Below are 14,442 nucleotides of genomic sequence, written 5' to 3' on the forward strand. Positions count from 1 at the left end.
TTCTGTATTAAAAACAGCAGCCATCTGTATTAATACAGATGGCTGCTGTGGAGATATTTATAACACAGTTTAGTTTGTTTGTTCTTCTTCAATCACTGCAGAATGCATCTCGTGGACTTCCATTACTTGGCCATCTTTTTGTTCATCGATGACAAAGGAACCGTTGGATGTTCGTTCACTGATTGGATAGTTTTTCGACTGAATAACTTCTTGTGTGCCTTTTTGCGTAGTAACTAATAAATCTAAATCGGTACTTTCAGACATAAAGACAACACGATGTGGATTTTTCTTCAATTCCCGTAATACCATTAATCCACGTTTTGCTCGTCCTAATTGTGTTAATTCTTGGGCTAACATACGTTTAACACCGCCACGTTGGGTAACGATGACAATTGGTGTATCCCCTTCAGAATGAACCAGTAAACCATTAACGACATAATCGTCTTCTTTGAGGTTCATCGATTTAACTCCAGCCGCTTTACTACCCACGACTGGTACTTCATATAATGGATAACGTAAGCCAAAACCGCGATTGCTAACGAGGAAAACATCCAATAAGTCTTGATCATTTGTTAAATAAACATTGGTAATTTCATCTTGGTCTGATTTTAATTTCATACAAGATGTCGGGCGGCTCTTATAAGTGCGCCAAGGCTCAAAATCAGCCATTTTGGTTTGTTTAATCATGCCAGCTTTTGTAATGAAAACAAAGGTTTTTGTCGGACTTAACTCTTTATAAGGATATACAGCAATAATCGATTCATCGATAGCAAGATTTAAAATGGTTTGAGAAATATGTTCGCCAATTTCTTTCCAGCGTAAATCTGGCAACTCATGGACGGGGCGATAGATCATATTTCCTTTATTTGTTACTAGTAAAAGATGATCTAATGTATTGACTTCGCCAGCATATAGTAAAAAGTCGCCTTCTTTCATGCCGATTTCTTCTGGTTTTGATGCTGTATAAGAACGAATACTACTCCGCTTGATATAGCCTTCGTGCGTCACGGTTACGACCACGTCTTCCTGTGCAACTAACACGGCTGTTTCAATCTTGATTTCTTGGATTTCCTCTTCAATTTGAGTTAAGCGAGGATTGCCATATTGCTTTTTAACTTCTCGAAGTTCTTTTTTCATGACTGAGAATAGTTCTTTTTCATTGTTTAAAATGTTCAATAACTCAGCAATTTGTTGCTCTAAGGTTTTCGCTTCTTCTTGTAAATCAGTAATATCTGTATTGGTTAAACGGTATAGCTGTAAAGTAACGATTGCTTCAGCTTGTTCTTCAGTAAACGCATAGTCGGATACTAAGTTCTTCTTCGCATCTTTTTTATCTTTACTGCCACGGATTGTTGCAATCACTTTATCTAAGATAGACAATGCTTTAATTAAACCAGCAACAATGTGCTCACGTTTGCGAGCTTTGTCCAACTCAAATTGACAACGATTAATGATAACTGATTTGCGGTGCGTAATGTAACTTTCTAAAATCCGTTTAAGGCCCACTTGTTGCGGGGTCATGTTGTCAATCGCAACCATATTAAAATTATAGTTAATCTGTAATTCAGTATTTTTAAATAGATAATTTAAAATACCTTCTGCATTGACATCTTTTTTTAGTTCAACAACAATTTGCAAGCCAGTTCTGTCACTTTCGTCACGAACTTCGGCAATGCCGTCTACTTTTTTATTTAAACGGATTTCATCCATCTTCTTCACTAGCGTTGCTTTATTGACTTCATAAGGAATTTCAGAAATGACAATTTGTTGTTTGCCGCCTTTTAAGGGCTCAATCTTTGTCTTCGCACGTAAAATTACTTTACCACGGCCGGTTTCGTAGGCTTTTTTAATTTCTGCTTTTCCTTGTAAGATCCCACCTGTTGGAAAATCTGGTCCTGGAATGTATTCCATTAATTTCTCTAAACTTGCATTAGGATGATCAATTAAATACACGGTCCCATCAATAATTTCCGCTAAATTATGTGTAGGAATTTCTGTTGCATAACCTGCTGAAATCCCCGTTGAGCCATTTACCAATAAATTAGGATATTTGGCTGGTAAAACAGTGGGTTCTTTTTCTGTATCGTCAAAATTCCAGACGAAATCGACGGTATTTTTGTCGATATCTTTTAACAACTCACCACTTAACTGTGATAAACGAGCTTCTGTATAACGCATCGCCGCTGGCGGGTCGCCATCCATACTTCCGTTGTTTCCGTGCATTTCAATTAGTACTTCCCGTAATTTCCAGTCTTGACTTAGACGGACCATCGCTTCATAAATACTACTGTCGCCATGGGGATGATAATTCCCCATAATGTTTCCGACAGATTTTGCTGATTTACGAAAGCCTTTATCAAAGGTATTGCCGTCTTTATTCATTGAAAAGAGAATGCGGCGTTGTACTGGTTTTAGCCCATCTCGGATATCTGGTAGGGCCCGTTCTTGAATGATGTATTTGGAATATCTTCCAAAACGATCGCCCATTACTTCTTCAAGGGTTAATTCTTGAACTTCTTGGCGTTTTTCCAAAATTGTCACTCCCTACTCTATGTCAAACAAACTGATTTCAGTGTCATCGGTTTGTTCTGCTTCTTTTGTTTTTTCCGCATCTAAAAGACTTTCTCCTGTTGGTGCAGAAGTGTCTTCTTCTGAACGATCTAAAATACTGCCATCTTCTTCCAACGTAAATTGAACATGTTGCTCAATCCATTTTCGACGAGGTTCGACTTTGTCGCCCATTAATGTGGTCACACGGCGTTCTGCTTGAGCTGCATCATCAATCCGAACACGAATTAAGGTTCTAGTTTCAGGATCCATCGTTGTTTCCCAAAGTTGTTCTGCATTCATTTCCCCCAGACCTTTATAGCGTTGGAGCATATAGCCTTTACCAACTTTATCAATCACTTCTGCCAATTCACCATCGGTCCAAGCATACTCAATGACTGATTTTTTTCCAGTTCCTTTAGAAACTTTATAAAGAGGTGGTAAGGCAATATAGACTTTGCCGGCTTCAATTAATGGTTTCATATAACGATAGAAGAACGTTAATAGCAACACTTGAATATGGGCACCATCGGTATCCGCATCGGTCATGATGATGATTTTATCATAATTACAATCTTCAATTGAAAATTCAGGACCAACGCCTGCGCCAATTGTATAGATCATAGTATTGATTTCTTCGTTTTTCAAGATGTCTTGCATTTTCGCTTTTTCCGTATTAATGACTTTTCCTCGTAGCGGTAAAATGGCTTGGAATTTCCGATCGCGTCCTTGTTTTGCTGAGCCACCAGCCGAGTCTCCTTCGACAAGATATAATTCATTTTTCTTAGGATTTCTGGATTGAGCCGGTGTTAATTTTCCAGAAAGTAACGATTCACCTTTTTTCCGTTTTTTACCGTTCCGGCTTTCTTCACGGGCTTTACGAGCCGCTTCACGGGCTTCACGGGCTTTAATCGCTTTCCGAATTAATGATTGACTCATTTCACTGTTTTCTTGTAAATAGAAGCCCATTTGTTCGCCTACGACGTTGTCGACAACGGTTCTTGCTAAAGGTGTACCTAATTTTCCTTTGGTTTGGCCCTCGAACTGTAGTAAGTTTTCTGGTACTCGAATAGAAAGGACGGCTGCTAAGCCTTCACGGAAGTCGCTACCTTCTAAATTTTTATCTTTTTCTTTTAATAGTCCTACTTTACGTGCATATTCATTGTACGCCTTTGTCATTGACGTTTTCATACCGACTTCGTGGGTACCGCCATCTTTTGTGCGGACATTGTTAACGAAAGATAAAACATTTTCAGAATAGCCATCGTTGTATTGATAGGCTAATTCAACTTCAATACCTTCTTTGGCTCCTGAAAAATAAACAACGGGTGTTAATGTATCTTTTTCTTCATTTAGATAGGCAACAAATTCTTTAATGCCTTCTTCGTAGTGAAAGATTTCTTCTTTGGGTTCTTCCCCACGTTCATCCGTTAAAGTAATTTTGACGCCTTTTAATAAGAAAGCTGATTCTCTCAAACGTTCTGCTAAAATTTCGTAAGAAAAATTTGTCGTAGAGAAAATGGTGTCGTCAGGTAAAAAAGTAACGGAGGTGCCGTTGCGTTTTTTTGTTTTGCCGATTTTTTTTAAGGTACCAACTGGTTTACCGCCGTCCTCAAATCGTTCCATGTATTCTACGCCATCACGAACAATATGAACTTCTAACCACTTAGATAAGGCATTAACAACACTGGCACCCACCCCATGGAGTCCGCCTGAAGTTTTATAGCCACCTTGGCCAAACTTACCACCCGCATGTAAGACAGTAAAAATGACTTCTACTGTTGGGATACCAGAAGCATGCATCCCTGTTGGCATTCCGCGGCCAGAGTCTGCAACACAAATACTATTATCTTTTTGGATAGTTACGTTGATTTCATTCCCGTAGCCAGATAACGCTTCATCGACTGCGTTATCGACAATTTCATAGACTAAGTGATGGAGTCCACGGCTATCGGTTGAACCGATATACATACCAGGTCTTTTCCTCACTGCTTCCAATCCTTCTAGGACTTGGATAGAGGCATCATTGTACTCATTGTTAATTTTTTTAGCCAAAGAAAAAACTCCTTATACTTAGATTCTCGTTTAGTTAATAAGCGTACATTAACTATTTCTTAAAGAATTAGAAGAAGAGTGAGCCGGTTTCTTGCGTTTTCCGTTCGCTCCTTCTAAAACCATCATTACAATAATACTCTATCTGGGTCAAAAAAAAAAGAGCTTTCCGTTCAGGACGCTCTTTCTTTATAAAATTACACGTGTTTATTCAGCATCTGCCATTTTTGCCAATTCAATTTTAATACAACGGTCCATAATAACTTGACGACCTTCATTTAATAACAAGTTCGCTGCCTCTTCGTTTTCCAAACCTAGTTGGGCCCAAAAGACAGGCGCTTCTTTTTTCAATGTTTCTGCGGCCACTTCTGGCAAAAATTCACTCCGCCGAAAGACGTCAATAATATCAATCTTTTCAGGAATCTCTGTTAATGCCCCATAAACCGTTTCGCCAAGCACCGTTTCGCCTTTTAAAACTGGATTGACAGGCAATACACGATAGCCATGTTGCTGTAAAATTTCCGCAATTTTGTAACTCGTGCGGTCGGGCTTGTTACTCAAACCAACTACCGCAATATTTTTTGCTTGTTTTAGAATATCAAAAATTTGATTTTGACTTGGATTCTCAAATGTCATTCACTCAACCCCTTTTTTCGTTCTTATTTATTATAACGCTGAGTAAAGGGTTTTGGCAAAATTATTCTCTAAATACCGACAAAATAATTATTGGCTTTGCCAATCTGCTGGATAAGTCACGTAGACAAAGCGGGCATCACCCGTCACTGAAAATTGAATTTTGCTACTTTTCGGGATTAAAATAATTTCGCCGGCTGTTGCAGAAATTTTACGTCCGTCAATCAGTATATCCAGTTGTCCTGAAATAATATAATCAATTTCATCGTATTCTAGTGTCCAATCGAAGGTGGTATCTTTCATCACCATTAAACCGCAACCAAGGCGCGGGCTTTCTTCTAAAGAAAACAGATCTTTTGTGTAAACAATGTCCGCTGGGTTGCCTGTATCTAAGCGATCGTCTTCTGTTACGTCAATTTCGGGTAATTTGATGGACATAATTCCACTGGGATCCACTTGTTTAGTCGGCATTAATTTTTCTGTGACAATTTGTCGAACAAGCGTTTCAATCATTTCACGATTTAATTCTGTCATATTTACACCTCGTTATTTCACTTCTGTTTCGGGTTTTCCTAGCATTCGATTTGCCATAAAGATAGCCACAAAAATGGCGGTAATCCCTCCAACTAATTTGCCAACAATCATTGGAAAAATCATTTCTTTTGCTACGCCTGCAGTAAAACCAAGGTGGTCACCTAAAACGAAAGAAGCCGAAACAGCAAAAGCGATATTAATAATTTTTCCTCGATTATCCATGTCTTTTAACATTTGGAACATGGGAATATTGTTAGCTAATGTAGCAACCATTCCTGCAGCCGCTACTTCATTCATTCCTAAAACTTTTCCTAGTTTCATCAATGGTTTATTAAAGACTTTCGTAATCACAGCTACTAAACAGAAAGCGCCAGCTAAAGTTAAAGCAATCCCGCCAACGACTTCAATTCCTTCAGTAACTGGTGCAATACCAGGAATCACTGTAATCCCTAATAATAGTTGAATCGCCCCCACAACTAAACCAAAGATAGCGACAATCACTACGCCTTGACCAAAAATTTGGAAGCCTTTAATCATGCCCTTTGGTGCTAACCATAAACCTAAAATAATTAAAGCGGCAACAATAATAATTGGAATTAAGTTAGGAATAATCAATGACAATGGCATGCCAGCTGTTAAACCGCCTGCTAATAAACCAAAAGGAATTGTAATAATCCCGCTCAAAACACCTGTTGCTAAGAATTGTTGGTCATCTTTTTGGATAATGCCCAGCGCTACTGGAATTGTAAAGACTAACGTTGGCCCCATCATTGCACCTAAGATTGCCCCCGCAAATAAACCAGCTTGTGGATCATTGGCTAATTGTTGCGCTAACGCAAAGCCCCCCATATCATTAGCCAATAAGGTTGTGGCAAACATTGCTGGATCAGCACCTAGTAATTCATAGACAGGAACGACAATCGGACTTAAAAGATTGGCTAAGACAGGCGCTAAAGTGATAATCCCTACCATAGAAAGCGCTAGAGAACCCATAGCCATAATCCCTTCCTCAAATTGCTCCCCTAAACCTAGTTTGTTGCCAATACATTTATCGATTCCTCCAATAATCATGAAAAGAACCATAATATACATAATAATTTCATTAATGCTCATGTCTCGTCCTCCCTATTCTTCCTCTGTAGAATCAATGACACCAACAATCATTGCATCAATTGGGACATTCGGATCTTCTGCCGAAATACGGGCAGCATTGCCTTGACTAATTAACACTTTGTCCCCGACACCAGCTCCAGCGTTGTCAGCAGCAATTAAAAATCCTTGCTTTTCGTCCTCTTGATTCAAAATATCAACCATCATAAATTTCCAGCCATTTAATTTTTCATCTTTTCTTGTTGACCAAAGGCTACCAGTCACTTTTCCTAAAAGCATCGTTTTTCCTCCTTACGTCAGCAATTGATGTTTCCTAGCATAATCTTTCGCTAACGGGGTTAAATAGGCGTTTTTACTTAAAGAAACACCTGATTCTGTCATTCTTATCAATTGTTTTTCAGTAATGTAGGTTCGTTTGGCCTCCGCCAAAGAACGAAGTTGTTTTTGACAGGCCGCCTGAAACACAGCGTAATTTTCTGAATCATGATAAAAAATCAGCCCAAACTGTTGGCACATGTCCACGTTTTCCTGAATCGTTTGTTTCAAACGATACTTCAATCGTGAATTTTTAGTCACTGAAGGTATTGGGGTTAAAACCAATACCGGCTTACCTTCAAATAAGAATGCTAAGATGTTTTTAACTAATTCATCCGTTTCCTGTAAATGCGCAATCGCGTTTACTTGGGAAATCGTTAGCCTCTTTACAACCAAACCTCGTGCTTGCTTCTGCTCCTTGGTTACCCAATTTACATCAGGAAAACGAACAAACATTTCTTCAGGAAATGCTTCTTTTGCTTCTGCTAAAGCCACTGAATAAGACGACGACAGCAATTGTTGGCAAATTCGATCAGTAATCTGTTGAATCAAATTTTCCATTTCAGAAACGTTCATTGTCCTTCCTCCTTTTACTTAAGAATATAGCCACGAGCTCCTTTGGTTAAGCCGCAAGCGTTGGCTTCATCGTAGTCAATGTGCATGTACGTTGCAAATCGCGGACTGATTCGCACAACTACATCATCAAAGATTAACGGACGTGTGCCTTCCACTTTGACTTGCACAATTTGGCTATTGCTTACTTTATTTTTTAAGGCATCTTCTGGTGTCATGTGAATATGACGTTTGGCAACAATTAAGCCGTGACTTAATGTCACAACTGCTGATCCGTTCATCAGCGTGACGCCTGGCGTCCCTTCTGTCTTGCCACTCTCTCTAACTGGGGCGTTAATTCCTAAAATACGTGTATCCGTCATAGAGACTTCAACTTGTGATTCACTACGTTCAGGGCCTAAAATAACCACATTTTGAAAAAGTCCTTTAGGTCCAGCAACCGTAATTCGTTCTTTACAAACGAACTGTCCAGGTTGTGATAAATCTTTCACTTTTGTTAGTTGATATCCTGGTCCAAATAATGCATCAATCTCTTGACGAGACAAATGAACATGTCGGCCAGAAGCTTCAACTTCAAAAGTATTTTGTTGTTGTTGCTGAATTCGTTTAACAACTTCTTCAACAATTTCATTCATTGAATCCAATTTGTTCATCTCCTAGTTTCGTGATATTTCAGCCATGGTGCTAATTAATTCTGTAGCCCAAGATTGAAAAAGGCCGAACAGTTGTGATTCTCCTTTTAACTGGAGAATAATTTTATCTAGTTGTAATTGAATTTCTTTTGAGGAATAGCGCCATTGTCTCTGTTGGTTAGTTAGAATAGTTACCTTTGATTCCAAAATGACTGGTTCCATTACAAGCGACTGTTCTAAAATAAATTTCTCTAACCACAGTTGTTGTTGTTCGAAATATAACCAACCTTCTGTTGATAACGCTTCATTCGTTAAGAAAGGCAAATACAATAGATGGCTTAAGTGCCGAATCTCATAAATTGTTTCTTTTGATAAATGTTCTTGTTTTTGTGAGGAGGCCTTCACTGAATGAACCTCAGAAAGCAATGGGTTTGTTGAAGAGAAGCTGCTATTAATCCGATGCTCGCGTAGATAGCTTTTGGCGGCTGGCGTCAGAAAACTGCCTACAGGAAACACAAAATCCGTGCCATCTTCTAGTTCTTTTTTTAGCCTTTTGATGCGAAGCATATCTTCTGTAATAACTGTCATAACACCCCTCCTCAATGAAAGTTTAGGACAGAAGTAATGAACCTACCTCTGCCCCAAAAAATCAAAATTATAATTCAGTTGTTGCGTGTGGTAAAATAGCGTCTACTTCTGTATGTGGACGTGGAATTACATGGACAGATAATAATTCGCCAACACGTTCTGCTGCGGCAGCACCAGCATCTGTTGCTGCTTTTACAGCACCAACGTCACCGCGAACCATTACTGTAACTAAACCGCCACCGACTTGTTCTTTTCCAATTAAAGTAACGTTTGCCGCTTTCACCATTGCATCGGCTGCTTCAACAGCACCTACTAAACCACGAGTTTCGATCATTCCTAAAGCATTTGTACTTGACATTATAATTTCCTCCTAAGATGTATGTTTTATTTTTAAAAATTTGGGACAATTAGCAATTTGACTTAGGTCCCAAACCCTAAATCCAATAATTCATTTGTTTTACTCTTACTCGCTCGTTTCTTGTTAGTTTAAGCGAGCTAAAACTTGAGCCACCACGGCATTTACTAGTTCTTCTTGATTGGTTGTTTCGCAAGAAGTAGCCACAGATGTGGTTGATGTTTGACCAAATTCTTGACGAATCTCTTCTAAATCACGCACGCCATATGCAACACGACGTAAATTGAACAGATTTTCAACTCCAATATTATCAGAAGTTGAGCTGCCACCAACTGCGCCACAGCCAAGTGTTAATGCTGGCACTAAGTTAGTTGAAGCACCAATTCCGCCAAGTGTACCAGAGGTGTTAACAAGCAAACGAGAGACGGGTTTTCTTAAGCCAAATTCACGAATGACTTCTTTGTTTTCTGTGTGAATGCCCATTGTATGACCCGCACCTTCACCTTTCAAAATTTCAATTGATAACGCGCAAGCTGCTTCCCAGTTTTCAACTGTATAGAAAGCAATAATCGGTGCCAATTTTTCTCTTGAAAATGGATATTTCAAACCTACATGTGTTTCCTCGGCAACAATTAAGCGGCGATCTTTTGGAATAGATAAACCAACTAATGAAGCAATATGTTGAACGGAACGACCCACGATTTGCGGGTTCATTGTACCGTTTGGTCGTAAAATAAATTTAGCTAATTTGTCGGCTTCGGCTGGACTTAAGAAATACGCTCCCTGCTTAATTAACTCTTCTTTGACCGCTTCACGGTTGACAGTTTCAACAATAATTGATTGTTCCGATGCACAAATTGTACCGTTATCGAAAGTTTTTGAATCCATTATTTGTTTCACTGCATGAGGAACATTTGCGCTTCGTTCGATGTAGGCTGGTCCATTACCAGGCCCAACACCGATTGCTGGTGTTCCAGAAGAGTACGCGGCTTTAACCATTGCGTTTCCACCAGTAGCTAAAATTAAATTTGTTTCTTTATTTTTCATTAATTCGCTGGTCGCTTGCATAGTTGGCGTTTTGATGACCGAGACACAACCTTCTGGTGCCCCTGCAGCAATAGCCGCTTTTTGGATAATTTCTACTGTTTCAATAATCGATTTCAACGCATTGGGATGTGGTGAAAAAACAATGCTGTTGGCAGCTTTTAATGAAATTAATGCTTTGTAAATGACTGTTGATGTCGGGTTGGTAGAAGGAATTAATCCTGCAATTACACCAACCGGGACAGCAATTTCAGTGACTTTTTTGGCAGCATCATCATTGATCACACCAACTGTAGGTTTGTCCTTCATTTCGTCATATACTACTTTTGAAGCGAAAGCATTTTTGATGATTTTATCTTCATAAATACCAAATCCTGTTTCTTCATTGGCCATTTTCGCTAACTTTTCTCGTTGGTTAAACGTAGCCTCTGAAACTGCTTGGACAATCGCATCGATTTGTTTTTGCGAAAATGTTGCTAATACTTGCTGTGCCTCTTTGGCTTTTCTGATTAAATTTCTTGTTTCTTGGATGGAACGTAAGTCTTTATCTACTAATTCCACTCGTCTTCACTTCTTTCTATTTCAGCCATGATTGCTTGAATTAAAGCTTCTTTATTGGCAAATTTAATCTCACTTTTCTTTAAACTACTTAGGTTCATTTTGTAGGCTTGTTTACGTAAATCAACCACGCGTTGTGTTTCTAATTTTTGGCGTGTGCCAGTGTGTTCTTCCAAGTCTGGTGTTTCAATCTCTTCTTCAATTACTTCTACTTGTTCCATCGGTTCAGGTGCTGACTTGGGTTCTGGATCTGATAAAATCACTTCCGTTTGAGCATCAACCCGTGAGATCACATGATGAGCAATTAAACAATTTAATTCTTTAGCTACTTCCGTGCCTACTTCAACGGCAGCTTGAACCGCGGCAACGTCACCAATCAGTTCCACAGTTGTTAAACCGCCATTAATAATTTCAGCTTTTAACAAAGTAACGTCGGCGGCTTTCAATGCCGCATCGGCCACACTAATGGCACCTAAAAACCCTTTGACTTCGACCATTCCTAATGCTTTCATTCAGGTCACATCCTTAATAACTCAACGGATTGTCAGCGATATTTTGAATGACTTGTTCAAACGCACTGCAAGCAGCTTTACATGCAGATTGACTACCTGTCAATAAGGCGCCGCCAAAGTTCGTTTCAGAAGGTGGGCCATAAAAGACACCCATTTGAACATCGGCAGCTTTCATTGCTGCATCTAAGCCAACCATTGCTTCTAGCGGTGGTGCAATCAGATAAGCAATCGCTTCACCTTCAGGAATATTCGCTTGTTCAGATAAAAAGCTACCTGTTCTTGACACTACATGTGCAAAATAAACAATACTGTCATCTTCGTTAGCACTATAGAAGCTGGCTTCTTCTTCAATGACTTGCGTAATGACACTCAAGCCACTATTGACTTCGGCAGGACTCGGACCAGCAATAATGCCAATCACTTCACCGGCTAATTTGGTTGAAGCATTTGCTGCGCCAGCATACATACTTTTACCGTAAACTACAGTAACATCGGCGGCTTTGGTTGCTTCATCTAATGCAACATAAGTGACATCATCACAATCGGAAGTAACAATTCCTAATGAGCGATGTTCTGGTTTCAATGATAATTCTTTTGCTAATGCCGGATCGACATTGGGAATGACTTTCATACTTAGGACATTTGCGCCTAGACGATCATTTTTCATGAGAAATCCTCCTTTATTCAGCTTCTTTTAAATCAATACCAGATTTTTTCTTGTCTAACATTTTTTTAATAATTTCGGCAATGTAGGCGCCTGCTTCAACAGCCGGTGTCCCACCTTTGTGAATATTTGAAATAACTGTCCGCCGTGCTTCTGGCATACCGACAGTTGGTTTGTAAGCAATGTAGGCACTCATAGATTCAGCTGTTACTAAACCAGGACGTTCGCCAACTAGCAAACAAACAACATCAGCGTCAGTGATTTCACCAATTTTATCCATTGCTGGCACGCGACAATATTTAACAAAAACTACATTGTCGAAATCTAAGTTGTACATGTTTAATCCTTGTTTAATTGCTGGTAGGACTTCTTTAATATTCGCTTCGATAGCAGCTGAACTAAGGCCATCCCCTACGACCATTTGGATTTTGGCTTTTGGTGTCGTATTTTTCCGAATGATTTCACTATTTTCTTCATCAAATTGACGACCATAATCTGGACGTGTTAAATATTCATCTTTACTGTTACAGATTGTTTTTGTAGAAATAAAATTCATTTCTTTTACCAAGTCTTCGCTTACGTCTGAAAAGACCGCATCTTGTGCTGCCGCATGGTCCGCTCGGAAACGTAATGTTGAACTAGTCATATAACGCGTCCCTGCACGACCAACGCCTAAACGAGCTGGCGAGAAAGCTTTCATTTTTAATAGTGCTTCAGGATCTACGGCATTTTTCAATAGTAATTGTTTACGTAAATCTACTTCAGTAATGTCAGGAATTAGGCCTTCTTCAATTTCTGTCGTTTCAGTGACGTGTGTTGTGACTGGTTTTTCTTCAGCAGTCACAGTGGCAGTCGAAACCGCTTGATTGTCAGCGACCATTTCTGTTAAAATTCCGGCAATCATTTCTTTTAATTCTTTTTCGTTCATTTGTATTCTCACCTCGTTTATTTAATAAATACAGATGCATCGCCAGCGCGACTTGTTAATTTTCCGTTTTCCATTAAGCCCATTTTTTCCATCCATTCTTCAAATTCTTTAATTGGACGTAAGCCTAATGTTTCACGAATCGTCGCAGTTTCATGGAACCCAGTTGTTTGATAATTTAACATGACATCATCGCCATGAGGAATCCCCATGATATACGTACAACCAGCTGTTGCTAATAACATTGCTAAGTTTTCCATATCATTTTGATCAGCTTTCATATGGTTGGTGTAGCAGACATCACAGCCCATTGAAATTCCTGTTAATTTGCCCATGAAATGATCTTCTAAACCAGCGCGGATGACTTGTTTTGAATCGTAAAGATATTCTGGTCCAATAAAGCCGACAACGGTATTTACAATATACGGATCAAATTTTTTGGCTAAGCCATAACAACGCGCTTCCATTGTGACTTGGTCTGCGCCAAAGTTCGCTTCAGAAGAAAGTTCTGAGCCTTGACCTGTTTCAAAATACATCACATTAGGACCAGCTGCTTGACCACTGTGAAGCGCTAAATCTTGTGCTTCAGCTAAAATTTCTGCATTTAAACCAAATGCTGTGTTCCCTTTTTCTGAACCCGCGATGGATTGAAAGACTAAGCCAGTTGGCGCGCCTTGACGCATGGCTTCCATTTGTGTCGTTACGTGAGCAAGCACGCAAGTTTGTGTTGGAATTTCCCATTCGCTACGGAACTCTTCAAATTTGTTTAAGATTCGTTTAACACTTTCTGTAGAATCATCAACAGGATTCAAACCAATTAAAGCATCACCGGCGCCATAAGAAAGACCTTCCATAACTGAAGCCATAATGCCATCGACATTATCGGTTGGATGGTTCGGCTGTAAACGATTTGAAAAAGTTCCGGGACGGCCAATCGTTGTGTTGGCGGTTTTTTCAATATTGATTTTTTTTGCGCCAACAATTAGATCCATGTTGGACATTAATTTACAGACAGCAGCAATCATTTCTGAAGTGAGTCCACGGGAAATGCGTTTGATATCAAAATCGGTTGTTTCCGAAGATAAGACAAATTCGCGTAGTTCTGCGACTGTCCAATGTTTGATACTTTCAAAAATTCGCATATTGACTTGGTCAATAATAATGCGTGTCACTTCGTCTTCGTCATAATCAACGACGGGATTGTTAAACAAGTCATTTAAGGACAATTCTGATAAAACGACTTTCGCCGCCACGCGTTCTTCGGCTGAATTAGCAGCTACGCCAGCTAACTTGTCGCCAGATTTTTCTTCATTGGCTTTGGCTAAGACTTCTTTAACGGATGTAAATTGATAGACTTTGCCAAATAGTTTGGTTTTTAAAATCATCTTTGTATCGCTCCT

The 14,442-nt window shown here is 39.4% G+C and carries 15 protein-coding genes; all 15 read right to left on the reverse strand.

Translation table 11 applies throughout. The annotated features are described in order from the left end of the window. Nucleotides 1–69 precede the first annotated feature (69 nt). Nucleotides 70–2,532, reverse strand: coding sequence for a DNA topoisomerase IV subunit A (parC, locus tag AB3I72_RS01305; RefSeq protein WP_002357527.1), 2,463 nt, complete (start codon nucleotides 2,530–2,532; stop codon nucleotides 70–72). A 12-nt stretch (nucleotides 2,533–2,544) separates the two neighbouring features. Next, nucleotides 2,545–4,602, reverse strand: coding sequence for a DNA topoisomerase IV subunit B (gene parE / locus AB3I72_RS01310; RefSeq protein ID WP_113792535.1), 2,058 nt, complete (start codon nucleotides 4,600–4,602; stop codon nucleotides 2,545–2,547). Nucleotides 4,603–4,806: 204 nt separating this feature from the next. Then, a complete protein-coding gene (locus tag AB3I72_RS01315; protein ID WP_368023437.1) occupies nucleotides 4,807–5,235 on the reverse strand; it encodes a CoA-binding protein in 429 nt (142 codons plus the stop codon). A gap of 87 nt (nucleotides 5,236–5,322) precedes the next feature. After that, nucleotides 5,323–5,766 carry an ethanolamine utilization protein EutQ gene (locus tag AB3I72_RS01320; RefSeq protein ID WP_002357522.1) on the reverse strand — a complete coding sequence of 148 codons (444 nt, stop codon included), beginning with the start codon at nucleotides 5,764–5,766 and terminating at the stop codon, nucleotides 5,323–5,325. A 12-nt stretch (nucleotides 5,767–5,778) separates the two neighbouring features. After that, nucleotides 5,779–6,879, reverse strand: a complete 1,101-nt coding sequence (gene eutH, locus AB3I72_RS01325; protein ID WP_002357520.1) for an ethanolamine utilization protein EutH — start codon at nucleotides 6,877–6,879, stop codon at nucleotides 5,779–5,781. Nucleotides 6,880–6,891: 12 nt separating this feature from the next. Continuing rightward, nucleotides 6,892–7,155 carry a EutN/CcmL family microcompartment protein gene (locus AB3I72_RS01330; RefSeq protein WP_002357519.1) on the reverse strand — a complete coding sequence of 88 codons (264 nt, stop codon included), beginning with the start codon at nucleotides 7,153–7,155 and terminating at the stop codon, nucleotides 6,892–6,894. 12 nt (nucleotides 7,156–7,167) lie between these two features. Next, nucleotides 7,168–7,767, reverse strand: a complete 600-nt coding sequence (locus AB3I72_RS01335) for a TIGR02536 family ethanolamine utilization protein (protein WP_061101149.1) — start codon at nucleotides 7,765–7,767, stop codon at nucleotides 7,168–7,170. A 14-nt stretch (nucleotides 7,768–7,781) separates the two neighbouring features. Further along, nucleotides 7,782–8,417: an ethanolamine utilization phosphate acetyltransferase EutD gene (gene eutD / locus AB3I72_RS01340; protein ID WP_002357516.1), complete on the reverse strand. Its 636-nt coding sequence runs from the start codon at nucleotides 8,415–8,417 to the stop codon at nucleotides 7,782–7,784. Between the two features lie 3 nt (nucleotides 8,418–8,420). Further along, nucleotides 8,421–8,984, reverse strand: coding sequence for a hypothetical protein (locus tag AB3I72_RS01345; protein WP_033626247.1), 564 nt, complete (start codon nucleotides 8,982–8,984; stop codon nucleotides 8,421–8,423). Nucleotides 8,985–9,051: 67 nt separating this feature from the next. Beyond that, the gene (locus tag AB3I72_RS01350) at nucleotides 9,052–9,342 is read right to left on the reverse strand and encodes a BMC domain-containing protein (RefSeq protein WP_002357513.1); all 291 of its coding nucleotides are present in this window, start codon (nucleotides 9,340–9,342) and stop codon (nucleotides 9,052–9,054) included. A 123-nt stretch (nucleotides 9,343–9,465) separates the two neighbouring features. After that, complete coding sequence (locus AB3I72_RS01355; RefSeq protein ID WP_002371118.1) at nucleotides 9,466–10,944, reverse strand: acetaldehyde dehydrogenase (acetylating); 1,479 nt, start codon at nucleotides 10,942–10,944, stop codon at nucleotides 9,466–9,468. After that, on the reverse strand, nucleotides 10,935–11,453 hold the full coding sequence (locus tag AB3I72_RS01360; protein ID WP_002357510.1) for a BMC domain-containing protein: 519 nt from the start codon (nucleotides 11,451–11,453) through the stop codon (nucleotides 10,935–10,937). The genes AB3I72_RS01355 and AB3I72_RS01360 overlap by 10 nt, the downstream gene beginning before the upstream one ends. A 13-nt stretch (nucleotides 11,454–11,466) precedes the next feature. After that, nucleotides 11,467–12,120, reverse strand: a complete 654-nt coding sequence (gene eutL, locus AB3I72_RS01365) for an ethanolamine utilization microcompartment protein EutL (RefSeq protein ID WP_002357509.1) — start codon at nucleotides 12,118–12,120, stop codon at nucleotides 11,467–11,469. Between the two features lie 13 nt (nucleotides 12,121–12,133). Further along, complete coding sequence (gene eutC, locus AB3I72_RS01370) at nucleotides 12,134–13,045, reverse strand: ethanolamine ammonia-lyase subunit EutC (RefSeq protein ID WP_002363986.1); 912 nt, start codon at nucleotides 13,043–13,045, stop codon at nucleotides 12,134–12,136. 17 nt (nucleotides 13,046–13,062) lie between these two features. Then, nucleotides 13,063–14,427 carry an ethanolamine ammonia-lyase subunit EutB gene (locus tag AB3I72_RS01375; RefSeq protein ID WP_368023438.1) on the reverse strand — a complete coding sequence of 455 codons (1,365 nt, stop codon included), beginning with the start codon at nucleotides 14,425–14,427 and terminating at the stop codon, nucleotides 13,063–13,065. Nucleotides 14,428–14,442: the final 15 nt, after the last annotated feature.

Origin of the sequence: Enterococcus sp. GC34, from assembly GCF_040886645.1 — a bacterium.
GTDB classification, from domain to species: Bacteria; Bacillota; Bacilli; order Lactobacillales; family Enterococcaceae; genus Enterococcus; species Enterococcus faecalis.

Excerpts from the sequence above, each read along its gene's own strand:
- AB3I72_RS01315 (WP_368023437.1), bottom strand. The coding sequence starts at position 5,235 with ATGACATTTGAGAATCCAAGTCAAAATCAAATTTTTGATATTCTAAAA.
- AB3I72_RS01320 (WP_002357522.1), bottom strand. The coding sequence starts at position 5,766 with ATGACAGAATTAAATCGTGAAATGATTGAAACGCTTGTTCGACAAATT.
- eutH (WP_002357520.1), bottom strand. The coding sequence starts at position 6,879 with ATGAGCATTAATGAAATTATTATGTATATTATGGTTCTTTTCATGATT.
- AB3I72_RS01330 (WP_002357519.1), bottom strand. The coding sequence starts at position 7,155 with ATGCTTTTAGGAAAAGTGACTGGTAGCCTTTGGTCAACAAGAAAAGAT.
- AB3I72_RS01335 (WP_061101149.1), bottom strand. The coding sequence starts at position 7,767 with ATGAACGTTTCTGAAATGGAAAATTTGATTCAACAGATTACTGATCGA.
- eutD (WP_002357516.1), bottom strand. The coding sequence starts at position 8,417 with ATGAACAAATTGGATTCAATGAATGAAATTGTTGAAGAAGTTGTTAAA.
- AB3I72_RS01345 (WP_033626247.1), bottom strand. The coding sequence starts at position 8,984 with ATGACAGTTATTACAGAAGATATGCTTCGCATCAAAAGGCTAAAAAAA.
- AB3I72_RS01350 (WP_002357513.1), bottom strand. The coding sequence starts at position 9,342 with ATGTCAAGTACAAATGCTTTAGGAATGATCGAAACTCGTGGTTTAGTA.
- AB3I72_RS01360 (WP_002357510.1), bottom strand. The coding sequence starts at position 11,453 with ATGAAAGCATTAGGAATGGTCGAAGTCAAAGGGTTTTTAGGTGCCATT.
- eutL (WP_002357509.1), bottom strand. The coding sequence starts at position 12,120 with ATGAAAAATGATCGTCTAGGCGCAAATGTCCTAAGTATGAAAGTCATT.
- eutC (WP_002363986.1), bottom strand. The coding sequence starts at position 13,045 with ATGAACGAAAAAGAATTAAAAGAAATGATTGCCGGAATTTTAACAGAA.
- AB3I72_RS01375 (WP_368023438.1), bottom strand. The coding sequence starts at position 14,427 with ATGATTTTAAAAACCAAACTATTTGGCAAAGTCTATCAATTTACATCC.